This window comes from Pseudomonas fakonensis (assembly GCF_019139895.1).
GTDB lineage: Bacteria > Pseudomonadota > Gammaproteobacteria > Pseudomonadales > Pseudomonadaceae > Aquipseudomonas > Aquipseudomonas fakonensis.
Genome location: NZ_CP077076.1, coordinates 5,793,244 through 5,809,922 on the forward strand (window position 1 = coordinate 5,793,244; position 16,679 = coordinate 5,809,922).

Below are 16,679 nucleotides of genomic sequence, written 5' to 3' on the forward strand. Positions count from 1 at the left end.
GTTCCCTCGCTCCGGGCTTGCTCCGGAGGTACGCGCCGACGGGCCGTCCCTGGCCCGATCGGCGCTCGACCGGCATCCATGCCGGTCGCCCTCCTACGCAATCCCTACGCTCGGCCTCCTGAAGTCGCGATTTGTGTTGTCTGAACTACCGCGCGCTTAGAAGCAAGATCAAGAGCCAGATCAAGAGCCAGATCAACAGCCAGATCAACAGCCAGATCAACAGCCAGATCAACAGCCAGATCAACAGCCAGATCAACAGCCAGATCAACAGCCAGATCAACAGCCAGATCAACAGCCAGATCAACAGCCAGATCAACAGCCAGATCAACAGCCAGATCAACAGCCAGATCAACAGCCAGATCAACAGCCAGATCAACAGCTGGGATGTTGGTTTGATTGCTATTGATGTGTTGTTTGTTCTGACGCAATCGCGGGGCAAGCCCGCTCCCACGTTAGAACTGCGCACGCTGAACCACGTGGGAGCGGGCTTGCCCCGCGATTAAATCCTGAGTTCCCACGGTGGCAACTAGCGACCGAGCTGCGTACTCCCAGGCGCCGCCCCTAACTTCGCGACTTCAGGAGGCCGAACGCAGGGATTGCGTAGGGGGGCGACCGGCATGGATGCCGGTCGAGCGCCGATCGGGCCAGGGACGGCCCGTCGGCGCGTACCCCCGGAGCAAGCCCGGAGTGAGGGGACCCCGGAGCGCAGCGCAGGGGCCGGATGAATGGAGCGAGCATTTTTTGCTTACTTTTTGATGCTTCAAAAAGTGAGCCGCCGTAAGGGCGGAAAGGTGAATAAGCGTCACTACAAATAATGAATGCGCATACAACTTCCAAAACCAACCAATTAACCAATTAACCAATTAACCAATTAATCAATTAATCAATTAACCAATTAATCAATTAATCAATTAATCAACATCCGCCCCTCACCCCCCCTTAACAACCCCCCGCGAAGAATCATTGATCCACTCACTCCAAGACCCCGCATACAACCGCCCCAACGGATACCCCGCCAACGCCAGGGCAAACAGGTTATGGCAAGCCGTCACCCCCGACCCGCAATAAGCCACCAGTTGTTCGGGCTTACGCCCTCCCAGCTTCTCGGCAAACCGCGCAGCCAACTGCTCGGCCGGCAAAAACCGCCCATCCGCCCCCAGGTTTTCGGTAAACGCCGCACACTGCGCCCCCGGAATATGCCCGGCCACCGGGTCGATCGGCTCCACCTCACCGCGAAACCGCGGCAACGCCCGAGCATCGAGCAAGGTCATCGCCGGGTCGTCCAGGCGCTTGGCCAGGTGCTGGGCATCGATCAGCAATTTCATGTCTGGCTCACCGCTGAAGGTGCCTTCGCGGCGCACCGGCGGGTCCAGGCTCAGCGGCAGGTGCGCCGCGTGCCAGGCCTTCAGGCCGCCATCCAGAATGAACACGCCGTCGCGCTTGCCCAACCAGGCCAGCAACCACCAGGCCCGCGCGGCAAACGCACCCGGGCCGTCGTCATACAGCACCACCTCACTGTCGGCATCCATACCCCACTCACGTAGGCGCTCGACCAAGTGCCCAGGCTCAGGCAGCGGGTGCCGCCCGGTCCGGCCCTTGACCACCGGCCCGCTGAGGTCGCGCTCAAGGTCAGCGAAATGCGCACCGGCGATATGCCCCAGGGCATAACTGCGCTGGCCATAATCGACATCTTCCAGGGCAAAACGGCAATCGAGGATCACCAGGCCTGGCACATCCAGGCGCTCGGCCAGCTGCTGCGGGGTGATCAGTTGCGCAAGGGGCATGACAATCTCCTGATGGATGGCTCAAGGGCGCCGGCTCAGTGCTCCAGCGCCTGGTTGAAGGGTATGTGGAATTCGTCGCATAAACTGCCGACCGCAGCACGCGAGCCGGGCGTTACGAAACCCAACTCCAGCACCAGTACCTGATAGACGCCGCGCTTGAAGGCTTCTTCACCCAGGTGCGCGGAATGTTCGCGAGTGGTGCTGAGAAAACGCACCCAGGACGTCAGCACGATCCAGGCGTTGATGGTCAGCGATTCGATCTGTGCGGTGTCCATGGCCAGGATGCCGGCCTCGACGAAGCCCCGGTAGATCGCCTGGCCCTGCTGCAGGCAACGCTGCGAGAAACGCCGGTAGCGCGCGGCAAGCTCGGGGTCGCTGTCCAGCAAGTGCTCGAGGTCGCGATGCAGGAAGCGGTAATTCCACATCGCCGCCAGCAGTGCCTTCAGATAAAAACGCTTGTCCTCGACCGTGGCGCCGCGGCCCTGGGGCGGGCGCAAAAAACTGTCGACCAGCTCTTCGTACTGGCTGAACAGCACGGCGATGATCGCCTGCTTGTTGGGGAAGTGGTAATAGAGGTTGCCGGGCGAAATTTCCATGTGCGCGGCGATGTGGTTGGTACTGACACTGCGCTCGCCCTGCTGGTTGAACAGCTCCAGGCTGTTCTGCACGATGCGCTCACGGGTCTTCATGCGCGGGGCCATGCTCAGCTCCAGTCTCCAGGCTCACGGTCAAGTCGGCATCATACGGTTTGCCACCGCGATGCGTCAGATGAAGGCTGCGTAAAAGTCCGCAGGTTGGGCGGAAAAACCCCTCACCGGGCAGCGAATTAGAGTATAGGCTCTATTCACCTTTGATCGCCGGTACCCGCGCCATGACCTCGACACTGCCCCCTGTCTGTTCGGACCTCGGCCTGGAGGCGACGTTCGCCGACCTGCGCCGGGCTTTTGCCAGCCACTCCATGCCACCCGCAGCGCAGCGCCGGCAGTGGCTGAAAAGCCTGCGCCAAGCGCTGGTGAGCGGGCAGCAGGCACTGATCGAGGCCATCGACCGCGACTTCGACGGGCGCAGCGCGGACGAAACCCTGCTGGCCGAACTGCTGCCATCGGTGCAGGGCCTGCGCCATGCCGAGCGCCACCTGCAGCGCTGGATGCGCCCTGCCCGACGCCGCGCCGGCCTGGCCTTCCAGCCGGCCAGCGCGCGGGTGTTGTACCAGCCGCTGGGGGTGGTGGGCATCATCGTGCCGTGGAACTACCCGCTGTTTCTCGCCATCGGCCCGCTGACCTGCGCCCTGGCTGCCGGCAACCGGGTAATGCTCAAGCTCAGCGAAGCCACCCCGGCTACCGGGCAAGCGCTCAAGACGCTGCTGGGGCGGGTATTCCCCGAAGACCTGGTGAGCGTGGTGCTGGGCGATGTGCAGGTGGGCCAGGCCTTCGCCCGCCTGCCGTTCGACCACTTGCTGTTCACCGGCGCCACCGGCGTCGGCCGCCAGGTGATGCTGGCCGCAGCGCAAAACCTCACACCGGTGACGCTGGAACTGGGCGGCAAGTCGCCGGCCATCGTCTCGCAGGACGTGCCACTGGCCACCGCCGCCGAACGCATCGCCTTCGGCAAGACCCTCAATGCCGGGCAGACCTGCGTCGCCCCCGACTACGTACTGGTGCCCCGCGAGCGCCTGGGCGCCTTTGCCGAGGCCTATCGCCAGGCGGTGCACCGGCTGTACCCACGCATTGCCGACAACCCCGACTACAGCGCGATCATCAACCCGCGCCAGCTGGAGCGCCTGGAGCGGCTGTTGAGCGATGCCCGCGAACAAGGCGCCGAGGTGCGCGACCTGTACCCTGACCAGCCCCGCCAGGGCCGGCGCCTGCCGCCACACCTGCTGCTGGAGGTGAACGAGCGCATGCAGGTGATGCAGGAAGAAATCTTCGGCCCGCTGCTGCCTCTGGTGCCCTACGACAGCCTTGATGAGGCACTGGCCTATATCAACCAGCGCCCTCGCCCGCTGGCGCTCTACTACTTCGGTTACGACCGCAGCGAGCAGGCGCGGGTCCTGCGCGACACCCACTCCGGCGGCGTCTGCCTCAACGACACCTTGCTGCACGTGGCCCAGGACGACCTGCCGTTCGGCGGCATCGGCCCTTCGGGCATGGGCCATTACCACGGGCGCGAGGGTTTCCAGACCTTCAGCAAGGCCAAGGCGGTGCTGGCCAAGCAGCGCCTGAACGCTGCCCGGCTGATCTATCCGCCCTATGGCAAAGCCCTGCAACGCCTGGTGTACAAGCTGTTCATCCGTTGAAAAGGGGCCGCCCATGCAACGACGCGAGCTGCTCAAATTCGGCCTGGGCGCCAGCCTGTTCCTCGGCACTGCCAGCCTGGTCGGCTGCAGCAAGCAAGGGGCCGCAGCCGGCTACCAGGTGCTGCGCGATGACGACCTGCCGCTGCTCGAAGCCTTGATACCCGTGGTGCTGGCGGGCACCCAGGCTAGCGTTCACACGGTGCTGAGCAGCCTGGACAGCAAAGTCGCGGCGCTGTCGCCGGCCATGCTCAAGCTCACCCGGCAGCTGTTCGACGTGCTCAGCCTGCCGGTGACCCGCGGGCCGCTGACCGGGGTGTGGGGTAGCTGGGGTAATGCGAGCAGCAAGCAGGTCGAGGCGTTTCTCGAGCGCTGGCGAACCAGCTCACTGGAAATGCTGCGCCAGGGGCATGCATCGCTGCTGCAACTGCTGCTGATGGCTTGGTACGAACGGCCCGAGGCCTGGGCCGCCTGTGGCTACCCAGGCCCACCCAAGATCTGAGTGCTCTGCGTGGGAGCAACCGTCCTGGGCTGGCTGTACCGGCCTCATCGCCGGCTTGCCGGCGATGAGGCCGGTACAGCCAGCACAAGACAGTTGTTCCCACAGTGTTCTTGCCAAGCCAGCCCGTTATCGATTTTCCATGAGGACTGACGCCGCGATGCCCGTACCCGACCCGTTTCGCCAAGGCCTCGAACGAGGCTGGATCACCCACGATGGCTCGCGCCTGGACCAGGACCTGACGCTTGAGGCCGACGTCGCCATCATCGGCAGCGGCGCAGGTGGCGCCACCACGGCTGAGATCCTCAGCGCCGCTGGGCTGAAAGTGCTGCTGATCGAGGAAGGCCCGCTGAAGACCAGCAGCGACTTCCACCTGCTGGAAAGCGAGGCCTACGCCGACCTGTACCAGGAGGGCCTCGGCCGGCTCAGCAAGGACGGCGCCATCACCATCCTGCAGGGCCGGGCGGTGGGCGGCACCACCCTGGTCAACTGGGCCTCGAGCTTCCGTACCCCGGCGCAAACCCTGCAGCATTGGGCCCAGGTGCACGGGGTGAAGGGCTTGGACCAGGCCAGCATGGCGCCCTGGTTCGAGCGCATGGAGCAGCGCCTGGGCATCAGCCCCTGGGCCATGCCGCCCAACCCCAACAACGACGTACTGCGCCGCGGCTGCGAAGCCCTCGGCCACCGCTGGGCGGTAATCCCACGCAACGTGCGTGGCTGCTGGAACCTGGGCTACTGCGGCATGGGCTGCCCGGTGAACGCCAAGCAGTCGATGCTGGTGACCAGCATCCCGGCAACCCTCGAGCACGGCGGCGAACTGCTCTACCTGGCCCGCGCGATGTATTTGAGCCATGACGGCGAGCGCATCTTGCAACTGCATTGCCAGGCCCTGGACGCCAAGGGCGTGCACCCGACCGGGCGGCAAATCCGGGTCCAGGCCCGCCACTACGTACTGGCCGGTGGCGGTATCAACAGCCCGGCCCTGCTGCTGCGCTCCCAGGCGCCCGACCCGCACCAGCGCCTGGGCAAGCGCACCTTCCTGCACCTGGTGAACTTCAGCGCCGCGCAGTTCGAGGAGAAAATCGACCCCTACTACGGTGCACCGCAATCGATCTACAGCGACCAGTTCCAATGGCAGGGTGGCGTCGATGGCCCGGTGGGCTACAAGCTTGAGGTGCCGCCGCTGCACCCAGCGCTGGCCAGCACCCTGCTCGGCGGCCATGGCCGCAACAATGCTCTGCGCATGGCCGAACTGCCGCACACCCACGTGATGCTGGCGTTGCTGCGCGACGGCTTCCACCCGCAGAGCCAGGGCGGCCAGGTACAACTACGCGACGATGGCTCGCCGGTGCTCGACTACCCCGTCAACGACTACCTGCGCGATGGCTTGCGCCGAGCCTGGCACAACATGGCGCAGATCCAGTTCGCCGCTGGCGCCCGCCAGGTGATGCCGGTCCACGGCGACGCAGGCTATGCCGCAAGCCGCGAGCTGGTGCGGGCCATGATCGACGGCCTGGCCCTGGACACCATGCGCATGCGCCTGGGCAGCGCCCATGTGATGGGCGGCTGCGCCATGGGCGAAGACCCGCGCCAGGCGGTCTGCGACAGCCTCGGCCGGCACCACCAGTTGGCCAACCTGTCGGTCCACGATGGCTCGCTGTTCCCCACCAGCATTGGCGCCAACCCGCAATTGTCGGTGTATGCCCTGGCCGCACGGCTCAGCGATGGGCTGCTCGGCCGCCTGGCACCCGGGGCATGACAGCCCGCGCATGCCCTGTCTATAGTGCCATCGGGCGGCCGCACGACTTGGCCGGGCGCAGTCGCTGCGCTACCATCCGAGTCCCCAACGCACTCCAGCCAGGAAGACGCGATGAACCGAGTGTTGTACCCGGGTACTTTCGACCCCATTACCAAAGGCCATGGCGACCTGGTAGAGCGCGCCTCGCGGCTGTTCGACCACGTGATCATCGCCGTGGCGGCCAGCCCCAAGAAAAACCCGCTGTTTCCGCTGGAACAACGGGTCGAGCTGGCCCGCGAGGTCACCAAGCACCTGCCCAATGTCGAAGTCATCGGCTTCTCCTCGCTGCTGGCGCATTTCGCCAAGGAACAGGGCGCCAACGTGTTCCTGCGCGGCCTGCGCGCGGTGTCCGACTTCGAGTACGAATTCCAGCTGGCCAACATGAACCGCCAGTTGGCCCCGGACGTCGAGAGCCTGTTCCTCACCCCGTCCGAGCGTTATTCGTTCATTTCCTCGACGCTGGTGCGGGAAATCGCAGCGTTAGGCGGTGATATCACCAAATTCGTCCACCCGGCGGTGGCCGATGCGCTGACCGAGCGCTTTCGCAAGTAAGCTTTAAAGGCAACGGCGCGGCTTGCTGGTCGCGCCTGCGTGCACTGCGGGCCCGAATGCGGCACAATTGCGCACATCGCTTTGAAACATGCCCGGGCCCGACGCCCCGGCCGGAGTCCCCATGTCCCTGATCATCACCGACGATTGCATCAACTGCGACGTCTGCGAACCCGAGTGCCCGAACGCCGCCATCTCGCAAGGCGAAGAGATCTACGTGATCGACCCCAACCTGTGCACCCAGTGCGTGGGCCACTACGACGAGCCGCAATGCCAGCAGGTCTGCCCGGTCGACTGCATCCCCCTGGATGAAGCCCACCCCGAGACCGAAGACGAACTGATGGCCAAGTACCGCCGCATCACCGGCAAGGCCTGATAGCGCTCGCGCGCACCTGCTGCCCCGGCGTTGCCTGAACGCGGGGCGCAGCCCACCTGCTGCGTAACAGTCTTTTACCGACCCCCTGGTTTTCCGCCGCCTGCGGCGGCCCCATGAAAGCCTCGCACCCAAGCCGTTACGCCTGCCTGGCGCTGTGCCTGCTGGGCATCTTCACCAGCCTATTCTTCCTCTCCACACTGTGGCCTTTGGGTCTGGCTTGCGCCCTGCTGAGCCTGGTCGGGCTCAACGATATGCACCAAACCCACCACGTCGTACGGCGCAACTACCCGATCCTGGGCAACATCCGCTACCTGATCGAAAGTGATGACGACAAGCTGCCGTTCTCCCGCTCCCGCAGGGATCGCATTAGCCTCAGGCCTGCGCTGTACCTGTAGGAGCCGGCTTGCCGGCGATGAGGCCGGTTCAGGCAGCACAAGACAGTTGCTCCCACACGAGCAGTGGCAACGTTGCAGAGCCAGAAACGAACAACCCCGGCCAAGGCCGGGGTTGCTGGAGACGCCTGGTCAGTATCAGAAGATGCTGATCGGGTACTCGACGAATACGCGGACTTCGTTGCCGTCGTCGTTGTAGCCGTTCTGCTGGACTGCGTTGTTGGTACGCAGGAACGAACCACGCAGCTTGACCGACAGGTCCTTGGCCGGGCCTTCCTGGACCACGTAGCGCAGCTGGTTGAAGATCTCGCGCTCCTTGCCTTCGCCGAAGCCGTGGGTGTTGATGTTGTCACCCACCACATAGGCGATCTTGTAGGTCAGCCCAGGCATGCCGAAGGCGCCGAAGTCCAAGCCGTAACCCAGTTGCCAGGAACGCTCATCCTCGGCATTGAAGTCGGACCAGTAGGAGTTGGCCAGGTAGATGGTCGAACCACCGTCACCCACGCCGCCCTGGTTCTGGTACCAGCCGTAGTTGTAGCCGGTGCTGCCGGTGCTGCGCTGGTGAGCCAGGGTGATCGAGTGCGGGCCGAAGGCGTAGGTGGCCGCCAGGCTCCAGATGGTGTTGCTGTCACCGGTCAGCTCGGCCTTCTGCACGTACTTGTCGGCAATGCTCGACTTGTAGCCGTTGAAGTCCAGGGTCAGGGACTGGTCGGCCGCGATCGGGTAGACGTAGTTCAGGCCCAGGTAGTACTTCTTCATCACGTCCTGAATGTCAGACCCATAGACGGAGGCGGTGAAGTTGTCGGTGAACTTGTAGCTGCCGCCGAGGACATCGATCGACTTCAGGCCGCCGCTGTCACGACCTTCGGCGCTCTTGCGCGCTTCGGAAGTGAAGTGACCGGCGTTCAGCTCCAGGCCTTTGATTTCCTTGGAGGTGATCAGGGTACCGGTGTAGCTTTCCGGCAGCAGGCGCGAATCGTCGTACTGCAGCACCGGCAAGGCCGGCATCTGGTCACCATACTTGAGCACGGTGTTGGAAACACGGAACTTGATGGCGCCACCAGCACGGGCCAGGTCATTGGCTGCATCGCTGCGCTCGCGGGCATTGACGCTGTTCTCGCGCTTGAAGAAGTCGATACCGCCGCCACCATTGCGACCCTTGCCGCCATCCAGACGCACGGCGTACAAGCCGAACGCATCGACGCCGACACCGACGGTGCCCTGGGTGAAGCCGGAGGAGAAGTTGGCGATCACGCCCTGGCCCCATTGGGACTGGTCGTTGTCGTGGTGCTTCTTGTCACGGTTGATGAAGGCGTTGCGCAGCAGCACGCTGGCGTGGCTGTCTTCGATGAAGCCCTTGCTATCGGCCTGCTCATTGGCCTGTGCCTGGGTCGCGGCGATCATCGCCAGGGCGACCAGGCTGATCCTGGTTTTCAACATTGTTTATTTTCCTTATTGCTAGTTCAAAAACGCGCTGCATAAAAACGCCAGGAACCAACGCCCCTTCGTAGGTTCGACGCTATGCGGATCCGGCTCAAAGGCCTGCAGAGTGCCTGCGGCGGGCCTTTGAGCCTCATGGCCAGGTCATGGCCAGCAGGCGTAGAGGCCGAATCCTATCCGCGCCTGCTTATACATGTCAAAAAAACGTGAATTGTAGGTTGATATAACCAAAAACGAGGTCAGAGATAGTGCATTCTCACGCCTGAATGCCCTGAGTCAGCGCATTTTTATCTCTTTCATGAATTGCGGAAAAAAACCGCACAACTGTCATATACGCCTGACAGACCCAGGCCGAGAAAAGCGCTAGGGATGAGCGATTCCGAACGACATCAACGTTACAAATGGATACATATGTAAAGACAAGGCTTTACAAATAGGCATGCAATAGCGAATACATCCCATTAACATCCGCGCCGGTTTCTCATCCCTCTATCCGGACACCTGCAATGCCTGCCCCCCGCCACCTATCACCCCTGGGCCTCACGCTGCTGCTCGGCGCCAGCCTGGCCAGTGCCGCCACCACCCTGCCGGAAACCTCGGTAAACGCTGACACCGAACGCGAGGAAGACAACCCGCGCGTGCGCGAAGTCAGCACCGCAACCCGCACCTCGACCCCGGTGCGCTACGTGCCCCAGGCTATCGACACAGTCAAGGCGCGCACCGCCCTGGACTACGGCAACAGCAGCCTGGGCAAGGCACTCGAAGGCATACCCAACGTCAGTAGCGGCGCCGACACCCGCTTCGACAGCCTGCGCATCCGGGGCTTCGACGCCAGCAACGACTTCTACCTGGACGGCGTTCGCGACGACAGCCAGTACACCCGCGACCTGCACAACATCGAACGGGTCGAGGTGCTCAAAGGCCCGGCTGCCGTGCTGTATGGCCGTGGCAGCCAGGGCGGTATCGTCAACCGGGTGAGCAAGGCACCCGAGCACGGGCGCCGCTCGAGCATCGAGGCCCAGGCCGGCAGCCAGGACCTGCGCAGCCTTTATGCCGACCTCAGCGCCGACCCCAGCGACACCCTCAGCCTGCGCCTGAACATGGGCAACGAAGACAGCAACAGCTTCCGCCACGGCGTCGACGGTAACCGCCAGCTGTTCGCCCCCTCGATGCGCTGGCAACTGAGCCCAGACCTGGACTGGCTGGTGCAGTACGAGTACAGCCGCTACAACCGTACCCCCGACCGCGGCATTCCGGGCAACCCGCTGACCGGGCGCCCGGCGGACGTCAGCCGCAGCACAACGTACGGCGATATCCAGCGTGACTACATCGATGACCGCGCCGAGTCGCTGCGCTCGCGCCTGAACTACCAGCTGAACGAGCACTGGCAGCTGCGCCACACCCTGGGCCTGTTCAAGCTCGACAGCGAGTTCGACAACACCTACCAGACCGCCTACAACCCACGCACCAACCTGCTCACCCGGCAGCGCTGGCAGCAGGACCTGAACACCCGCAACCTGTTCAACAACCTCGAGGCCGAGGGCGACTTCGCCACCTGGGGCCTGGAGCACACCCTGCTGCTGGGCCTGGAGTTCGGCAACCAGCGCCGCGACCCGGTGCTGCGCAGCGCCCGCAACGGGTCGGTACCCTCGCTTGACCTGAACAACCCCGACCGTGGCCTGCAGCACAACGGCCCGATGCCGGTGTCGAGCAACAACCACACCGTGGTCGACAGCCGCGGCGTCTACCTGCAGGACCAGATTCGCCTGAACGAGCAGTGGCAACTGCTGGCCGGCGTGCGCTTCGACCAGTTCGAGGTAGACACCACCAACAAGCTGAACGGCCTCAGCGAAAAGCAGGACGACAACAGCGTCAGCCCGCGCCTGGGCGTGGTCTACACACCGTGGCGCGAGCATTCGTTCTATGCCTCCTGGAGCAAGACCTACTCGCCGGTGGGCGGCGGGCTGATCGGCATCACCCCGGGCGCAACCGGCAACACCAACCAGACCGACCCGGAGCAGACCCGGCAAAAGGAAATCGGGGTCAAGAGCGACTGGCTGGACGAGCGCCTGACCACCACCCTGGCGATCTACGAGCTTGAGTTGTACAACCGCCGCACCCGCGACCCGAATGACCCGACCATCACATTGATGTCGGGCCTGCAACGCTCGCGCGGCATCGAGCTGACCGCCAACGGCCACGTGGGGGGCAACTGGTACGTACGCGGCGGCATCGGTCTGCAGGACGCCACCATCGTCAAGGACAACAACGGCCAGGAAGGCAACCGCATCAATGATGTGGCCCGGCGCAACGCCAGCCTGTTCGTGACCTGGAAGCCGCAGCTAGGCTGGTACGCCGAAACCGGGCTGACCCTGGTGGGCGAGCGTTTCGCCGATAACCAGAACACCATCAGGCTGCCGGGCTATGGCCGCTGGGATGCCCTGGCCGGTTACCGCACCCGCGACTGGGATGTACGCGCGGCGCTGAACAACATCGCCGACAAGACCTACTACAGCTCGGCCACCAGTGCGGCGCAGATCCAGTTCGGCGACCCGCGCAACCTGGTGGTGACCGGGACCTATAGCTTCTGACGCCCCCTGTAGGAGCGGCCTTGTGTCGCGAAAGGCCCGCGTAGCGGGCCCAGGATTTGCGCTCCACCCACGATTGCCGGGCCTGCTGCGCAGGCCTTTCGCGACACAAGGCCGCTCCTACACAACCTGCGTCAGGGCGGGCAAACAAAAACGCCAGCGCAAATGCGCTGGCGTTTTTTTAACGCAAAGGCTGCGTCCCGATTCAGTGCCACACAGCCAGCAGCGCATCGAGCTCTGCATCGCTGATCAGCCCCTGAGGGTATCGCCCATTCAGCAGACGTCGTGGGTCGGTCGTCCTGACCCGGATGCTTCCATGGTGCTTAAGCCACTGCGCCAGAATTTTGAGCGATTCATGGTTTACTGCCGATGGGGGCATAGCCGACTCACTTGCTGCATTCATTTCCACACGCACTCCCTGGGCCCGTGAGCGGCTAACTTACGTAAGGTTTGTTACAGAACGGCGTAGACCTATCCCGCTGAAACACAATGAAAAAACAATACAAGAGGTGTGCCATCCTGCCCTGCAGCCCGTCGTCGCCCACAAAAAAGCCCGTCACAAGGACGGGCTTTTGCTTTGCCAGGGCTCAGCGCTTGGCGGGTGCCGGCTGCTGTTGGGTCAGGCAGTGGATGTTGCCACCGCCCAGCAACAGCTCGCGACCGGGGATCATAACCACCTCATGGTCGGGGAAGATCTTCGCCAGGATGGCTCTGGCCTGTGCATCTGCCGGGTCGTCAAAGCTCGGCGCAATGATCCCGCCGTTGACGATCAGGAAGTTCACGTAGGAACCAGCCAGGCGCACCGACGGGTCGCGCTCCTGGCTGCCGGCCACCTGGTCGACACCGGCGCATTCTTCTTCGGTGGCGAACAGCGGGCCGGGGATGGGCATCTTGTGCACCACAAACTCGCGGCCCTTGGCATCGCGGCTATTTTTCAGCACCTCGAAGGCGGCGTGACAGCGCGCGTAGTTGGGGTCGTTGGAATCATCGGTCCAGGCCAGTAACACTTCGCCCGGGCTTACGTAACAGCAGAAGTTGTCGACGTGGCCATCGGTCTCGTCGTTGTACAGGCCGTCCGGCAGCCAGATGATGGTGTCCACCGCCAGGTGCTCACGCAGAACGTCTTCGATCTGCTCGCGGTTCAGGTGCGGGTTGCGGTTGCGGTTGAGCAGGCATTCCTCGGTGGTGATCAGGGTGCCTTCGCCATCGACGTGGATCGAGCCGCCCTCAAGCACGAAGCCCTCGGTGTGGTAGCGCTGCACACGTTCCATTTCCATGACCTTGGCGGCCAGCTCTTCGTCACGGTTCCATGGTGCGTACAGGCCGCCATCGAAGCCGCCCCAGGCATTGAAGCCCCAGTCCACGCCGCGCACTTCGCCGTGATCGTTGATCACGAAGGTCGGGCCGGTGTCACGTACCCAGGCGTCGTCGTTGCTGATTTCGACCACGCGGATGTTGGGCATGTCCAGCTGGCGACGGGCGTTTTCGTACTGCCCGGCGGACACCGCCACGGTGACCGGCTCGAAACGCGCGATGGCCTTGGCCAGGGTCACGTGGGCCGCCTGCGCCGGCTTGCCGCCCAGGCGCCAGTTGTCCGGGCGCTCCGGCCAGACCATCCAGACCTGGGTTTGCGGGGCCCATTCGGCGGGCATGTGGAAGCCGTCGGCGCGCGGGGTCGAATTGAGGGTCTTCATGGGTAACCTCTGCGAAGGCCCGGGCCAGGGGCGCCAGGTCGTTGAACGAATAGGGTGCAAGCAGGCCAGCCAGTATAGGCAGGCGATAAGGTAGCCGATATTACAACCGATAAATATCGGCTTTAAATAGCGATTGAGAAAATATTTTCTTATAATCGCAAGATAACACCGATAACAATCGATTTTAAGGAGGCAGACAAGGCACGCCGCGAGTCTGAGGGGGCGCCTGCCTTGTGCTGCCCACACCGGCGATCAGGCCGATGGGCGCTCACAACCCTTCGGACAGAATGCGGTCCACGCTGTCGACGAAATAGTCCACGCTGGCCTTGGTGGTGCACATCGGTGGCTTGATCTTGAGGATGTTCAGGTAGTCCCCGGTCGGCTGCATGAAGATCCCCAGCTCGCGCAGGCGGTTGCACAGGGCCATGGTTTCCTCGCTGGCAGGCTCCAGGGTGTTGCGGTCACGCACCAGCTCCAGGCCCAGGTAGAAGCCCGAGCCATGGGCGGCGCCGGCAAGCGGATGTTTATCGACCAGTGCCTCGAGGCGCGCCTTGAAGTAACGGCCCACATCACGGGCGTTGTCCCACAGGCCCTCGTCGCGCATCACCTCGAGTACCGCCATGCCGATGCGGCAGCTCACCGGGCTGCCGCCGGCCGACGAGAAGAAGTAGCCCTCGGCCTCCAGCGCCTCGGCAATCTCGCGGCGGGTGATCACCGCGCCCAACGGCTGGCCATTGCCCATGCCCTTGGCCATGGTGATGATGTCCGGCACCACGCCCTGCTCCTCGAAACCCCAGAAATACTCGCCCAGGCGCCCATAGCCCACCTGCACCTCGTCGGCGATGCACACCCCGCCGCGCTGGCGCACCTTGGCGTATGCCTGCTGCAGGTAGCCCGGCGGCAGCGAAATGCCGCCAGCGTTGCCGTACACCGGCTCGCAGATCATGCCGGCCAGCTGACGCCCGCTGGCATCGATGGCTGCCAGCTTGGCGTCGACGTCACGCAAGTAGTCGTCGGCACTGTCTGCACCACGGAAACGCCCGCGGAACATGTTCGGCGCCTCGACCGGGTGCACCCAGTCGGGGCGGGTTTCCAGCGCCTGCGGGTTGTCGGCGATGGAGGTGGAGATGGCATCGGTGGCTACCGACCAGCCGTGATACGCCTCCAGCACGCTGAGCAGCTCACGCCCGCCGCTGTAGGCCCAGGCCAGGCGGATCGCCAGGTCGTTGGCCTCGGTACCGCTGTTGACCAGGAACACCCGGTCGAAGCCTTCTGGCGCCACCTCGAGCAAGCGCTCGGAGAATTCGGCGATGGCCGCGTAGTGAAAGCGCGAGTTGGTGTTGACCAACGACCACTGGCGCGCCGACTCGGCGGCCATGCGCGGGTGGCCATGGCCAAGCACCGCGACGTTGTTGAGCATGTCGAGGTACGAGCGGCCCTGCATGTCGATCAGGTAGTTGCGCCAGCCGCGCTCGATGTGCGGCGGCTGGGCATAGTAGTGCTTCTGCGAGCGGGCGAAGCTTGCGTCACGCCGGGCCAGCAGCGCCTGCGGGTCGGCCAGCGGTTCGGCGTCGCAGTCAACACCGAGCAATACTGTCGGCGACGGGCACAGCGCCAGCCAGGCAGCAGCATGCGCGGGCGTTGCGAAGAACGGCGGCCGGGCCTCGCTGCCCAGGCACAGCTGCACCCGCAGATACCCGCAGGTCGCGCCCAGCGCCTGACCACGTTGCAACACCTGGCCGTCGGCCGGGGCCTCTTCGAGGCCATCGAGCCAGAGGCTCCAGGCCTCGGTGCGCAGGCAGCCACGCTGGGCGTCCACGCGCTGCCATACGCCGTCCTGCGGGGCTTGCAAGGCGCTGCCCGGCAGCACGTGCAACTCAACGCCCAAGGCGCAGGTGGCCGGTTCATCGGCGCGGTCGATATGGGTCTGCGACAGGCGGTATTGGCCATACAAGCTGCAGGCCGGCGCAGGCTGCGCAGCCAGCAGGCGCTGGTCGAAACCCGGCGCCTGCCAATTGCCCGCTTCGCAGTGCGGGCTGAGCACCCCAAGGTCGACATGCCGCACCGCTTGCCCGGCGATGGACGCCAGCAACGGTGCACAACCGCTCAGGTCCGGTTGCGCCGGTGCCTGGCCAGCGGCCTGAAGGATCGCCACCTCCATCAGAGCCGCCGGCACGGCGTTGGCGGTATCGAAGATCTGCCATTCATGGGCGATGTTATCGCGGGTGTACTGGTTGCCCGGATCGACCGCCAGTTGCTGCTCGCTGCTCAGCACCAATACCGCGGCGCGCAGTTGCACCAGCGGCCACAGGGCGCGCAATTCGGCGGTTTGCAGCGGGTTCACGGCGTGGTAGGCCGAAACGCTCGCAAGGATTCGCAGCGGGTCGCCTTCGGCGTGGTGCAGCAAGGCCGAGCAGGTCACCGACAGGTCGGCGATGCGCCAGGTGCGCAGCAGGTCGCCGAAGTCTATCACCCCCTGCACCTGCCACTCGCGCTGCTCGTCACGGGCCCAGACCACGTTGTCGTCGGTGATGTCCAGGTGCACCGCCTGCACCGGCAACTGCGCCACCAGCGGAGCCAGCGCCTGCGCCGCCTGGGCGGCCAGCGCGGCGACCTGCTCGCGGCGCTGCGGGTTGCTGACCACTGGCAACAGGTGCTCGACCAACGCCACGGCATGGCGCGGGTCCCATTGCAGGGTGCGTTCGAGCCCTGGGTGATCGAAGCCTGCCAGGGCCAGATCGAGACGTGCGCACAAGGCGCCCAGCTCGGCCATCAGGCGCACCGGCATATGTTTGAGGCGGGTCAGCGGCTCGCCGTCGATATAGTCGAGCAGGCGTACCCGCAGTGGCTGGCCATCGATTTCCACCGCCAGCAGCTCGTCGCCGCTCTTCGCCGGGCGCACTTTCGGCGCCGGCACACCGTGCAGACGCAGATAGGCCAGCGCTGCATGCTGGGCCTGCAGCTCTGCTTCGGCGTAGCTGCCGTGGCAGGCCTTGAGCACGAAGCGGCCCTGATCGGTGTCGACACGAAAATTCAGGTCCTGCTGGCTGCCTAGCGCCTGCAGGCTGCCCTGCAAATCGTAATGCGACCGCAGCAGGTCATGGGCCTGGGCTTCACCCAACGATGGGCTTGGCTGGCTCGAACGCTGGATCAGGGTACTCAGGGGCATTTGCAGGGGACCTCGTTTTTTTTTGCCTATATCGCCATTACCGTGGCCGATACACAAGCGGCAATAGGAAAAGTTTAAATTCCCGGCAAGTCACCGA

General features: G+C 64.2%; 12 protein-coding genes and 1 pseudogene. 8 read left to right on the plus strand and 5 right to left on the minus strand.

Going from position 1 to position 16,679, the window contains the following annotated elements; genetic code table 11:
- Window positions 1–131: 131 nt before the first annotated feature.
- Window positions 132–503 carry a hypothetical protein gene (locus tag KSS94_RS25535; protein ID WP_217840794.1) on the plus strand — a complete coding sequence of 124 codons (372 nt, stop codon included), beginning with the start codon at window positions 132–134 and terminating at the stop codon, window positions 501–503.
- Window positions 504–929: 426 nt separating this feature from the next.
- On the opposite strand, the gene KSS94_RS25540 is transcribed toward KSS94_RS25535, so the two are convergent.
- Both KSS94_RS25540 and KSS94_RS25545 read right to left on the minus strand, forming a co-directional pair.
- A complete protein-coding gene (locus tag KSS94_RS25540) occupies window positions 930–1,784 on the minus strand; it encodes a sulfurtransferase (protein ID WP_217840795.1) in 855 nt (284 codons plus the stop codon).
- A gap of 35 nt (window positions 1,785–1,819) precedes the next feature.
- On the minus strand, window positions 1,820–2,485 hold the full coding sequence (locus KSS94_RS25545; protein WP_217840796.1) for a TetR/AcrR family transcriptional regulator: 666 nt from the start codon (window positions 2,483–2,485) through the stop codon (window positions 1,820–1,822).
- 170 nt (window positions 2,486–2,655) lie between these two features.
- Here KSS94_RS25545 and KSS94_RS25550 point away from each other — a divergent pair, with 170 nt between their 5' ends.
- The 6 genes and pseudogenes from KSS94_RS25550 to KSS94_RS25575 all read left to right on the plus strand — a co-directional run.
- Window positions 2,656–4,080 (plus strand): coniferyl aldehyde dehydrogenase, encoded by a 1,425-nt coding sequence (locus tag KSS94_RS25550; RefSeq protein WP_217840797.1) that lies wholly within the window; start codon window positions 2,656–2,658, stop codon window positions 4,078–4,080.
- Between the two features lie 13 nt (window positions 4,081–4,093).
- Window positions 4,094–4,579, plus strand: coding sequence for a twin-arginine translocation pathway signal protein (locus tag KSS94_RS25555; protein ID WP_217840798.1), 486 nt, complete (start codon window positions 4,094–4,096; stop codon window positions 4,577–4,579).
- Between the two features lie 157 nt (window positions 4,580–4,736).
- The gene (locus tag KSS94_RS25560; RefSeq protein ID WP_217840799.1) at window positions 4,737–6,335 is read left to right on the plus strand and encodes a GMC family oxidoreductase; all 1,599 of its coding nucleotides are present in this window, start codon (window positions 4,737–4,739) and stop codon (window positions 6,333–6,335) included.
- Window positions 6,336–6,446: 111 nt separating this feature from the next.
- The gene (gene coaD, locus KSS94_RS25565; protein ID WP_217840800.1) at window positions 6,447–6,926 is read left to right on the plus strand and encodes a pantetheine-phosphate adenylyltransferase; all 480 of its coding nucleotides are present in this window, start codon (window positions 6,447–6,449) and stop codon (window positions 6,924–6,926) included.
- A 121-nt stretch (window positions 6,927–7,047) separates the two neighbouring features.
- A complete protein-coding gene (locus KSS94_RS25570; protein ID WP_011531711.1) occupies window positions 7,048–7,299 on the plus strand; it encodes a YfhL family 4Fe-4S dicluster ferredoxin in 252 nt (83 codons plus the stop codon).
- Between the two features lie 113 nt (window positions 7,300–7,412).
- Window positions 7,413–7,676: pseudogene (locus KSS94_RS25575) on the plus strand (FMN-binding glutamate synthase family protein); the annotation flags it as partial.
- 153 nt (window positions 7,677–7,829) lie between these two features.
- Here the strand turns inward: KSS94_RS25575 and KSS94_RS25580 are convergent.
- Window positions 7,830–9,131 (minus strand): OprD family porin, encoded by a 1,302-nt coding sequence (locus KSS94_RS25580; RefSeq protein ID WP_217840801.1) that lies wholly within the window; start codon window positions 9,129–9,131, stop codon window positions 7,830–7,832.
- A gap of 506 nt (window positions 9,132–9,637) precedes the next feature.
- Between KSS94_RS25580 and KSS94_RS25585 the strand changes: the two genes are divergently transcribed.
- Window positions 9,638–11,722, plus strand: coding sequence for a TonB-dependent receptor (locus KSS94_RS25585; RefSeq protein ID WP_217840802.1), 2,085 nt, complete (start codon window positions 9,638–9,640; stop codon window positions 11,720–11,722).
- Between the two features lie 584 nt (window positions 11,723–12,306).
- Here the strand turns inward: KSS94_RS25585 and aguA are convergent.
- Window positions 12,307–13,413 carry an agmatine deiminase gene (aguA, locus tag KSS94_RS25590; protein WP_217840803.1) on the minus strand — a complete coding sequence of 369 codons (1,107 nt, stop codon included), beginning with the start codon at window positions 13,411–13,413 and terminating at the stop codon, window positions 12,307–12,309.
- A gap of 268 nt (window positions 13,414–13,681) precedes the next feature.
- The gene (locus KSS94_RS25595) at window positions 13,682–16,582 is read right to left on the minus strand and encodes an aminotransferase (protein WP_217840804.1); all 2,901 of its coding nucleotides are present in this window, start codon (window positions 16,580–16,582) and stop codon (window positions 13,682–13,684) included.
- Between the last annotated feature and the right edge of the window lie 97 nt (window positions 16,583–16,679).

Coding starts and splice junctions, on each gene's coding strand:
- KSS94_RS25540 (WP_217840795.1), bottom strand. CDS start 1,784: ATGCCCCTTGCGCAACTGATCACCCCGCAGCAGCTGGCCGAGCGCCTG.
- KSS94_RS25545 (WP_217840796.1), bottom strand. CDS start 2,485: ATGGCCCCGCGCATGAAGACCCGTGAGCGCATCGTGCAGAACAGCCTG.
- KSS94_RS25550 (WP_217840797.1), top strand. CDS start 2,656: ATGACCTCGACACTGCCCCCTGTCTGTTCGGACCTCGGCCTGGAGGCG.
- KSS94_RS25555 (WP_217840798.1), top strand. CDS start 4,094: ATGCAACGACGCGAGCTGCTCAAATTCGGCCTGGGCGCCAGCCTGTTC.
- KSS94_RS25560 (WP_217840799.1), top strand. CDS start 4,737: ATGCCCGTACCCGACCCGTTTCGCCAAGGCCTCGAACGAGGCTGGATC.
- coaD (WP_217840800.1), top strand. CDS start 6,447: ATGAACCGAGTGTTGTACCCGGGTACTTTCGACCCCATTACCAAAGGC.
- KSS94_RS25570 (WP_011531711.1), top strand. CDS start 7,048: ATGTCCCTGATCATCACCGACGATTGCATCAACTGCGACGTCTGCGAA.
- KSS94_RS25580 (WP_217840801.1), bottom strand. CDS start 9,131: ATGTTGAAAACCAGGATCAGCCTGGTCGCCCTGGCGATGATCGCCGCG.
- KSS94_RS25585 (WP_217840802.1), top strand. CDS start 9,638: ATGCCTGCCCCCCGCCACCTATCACCCCTGGGCCTCACGCTGCTGCTC.
- aguA (WP_217840803.1), bottom strand. CDS start 13,413: ATGAAGACCCTCAATTCGACCCCGCGCGCCGACGGCTTCCACATGCCC.
- KSS94_RS25595 (WP_217840804.1), bottom strand. CDS start 16,582: ATGCCCCTGAGTACCCTGATCCAGCGTTCGAGCCAGCCAAGCCCATCG.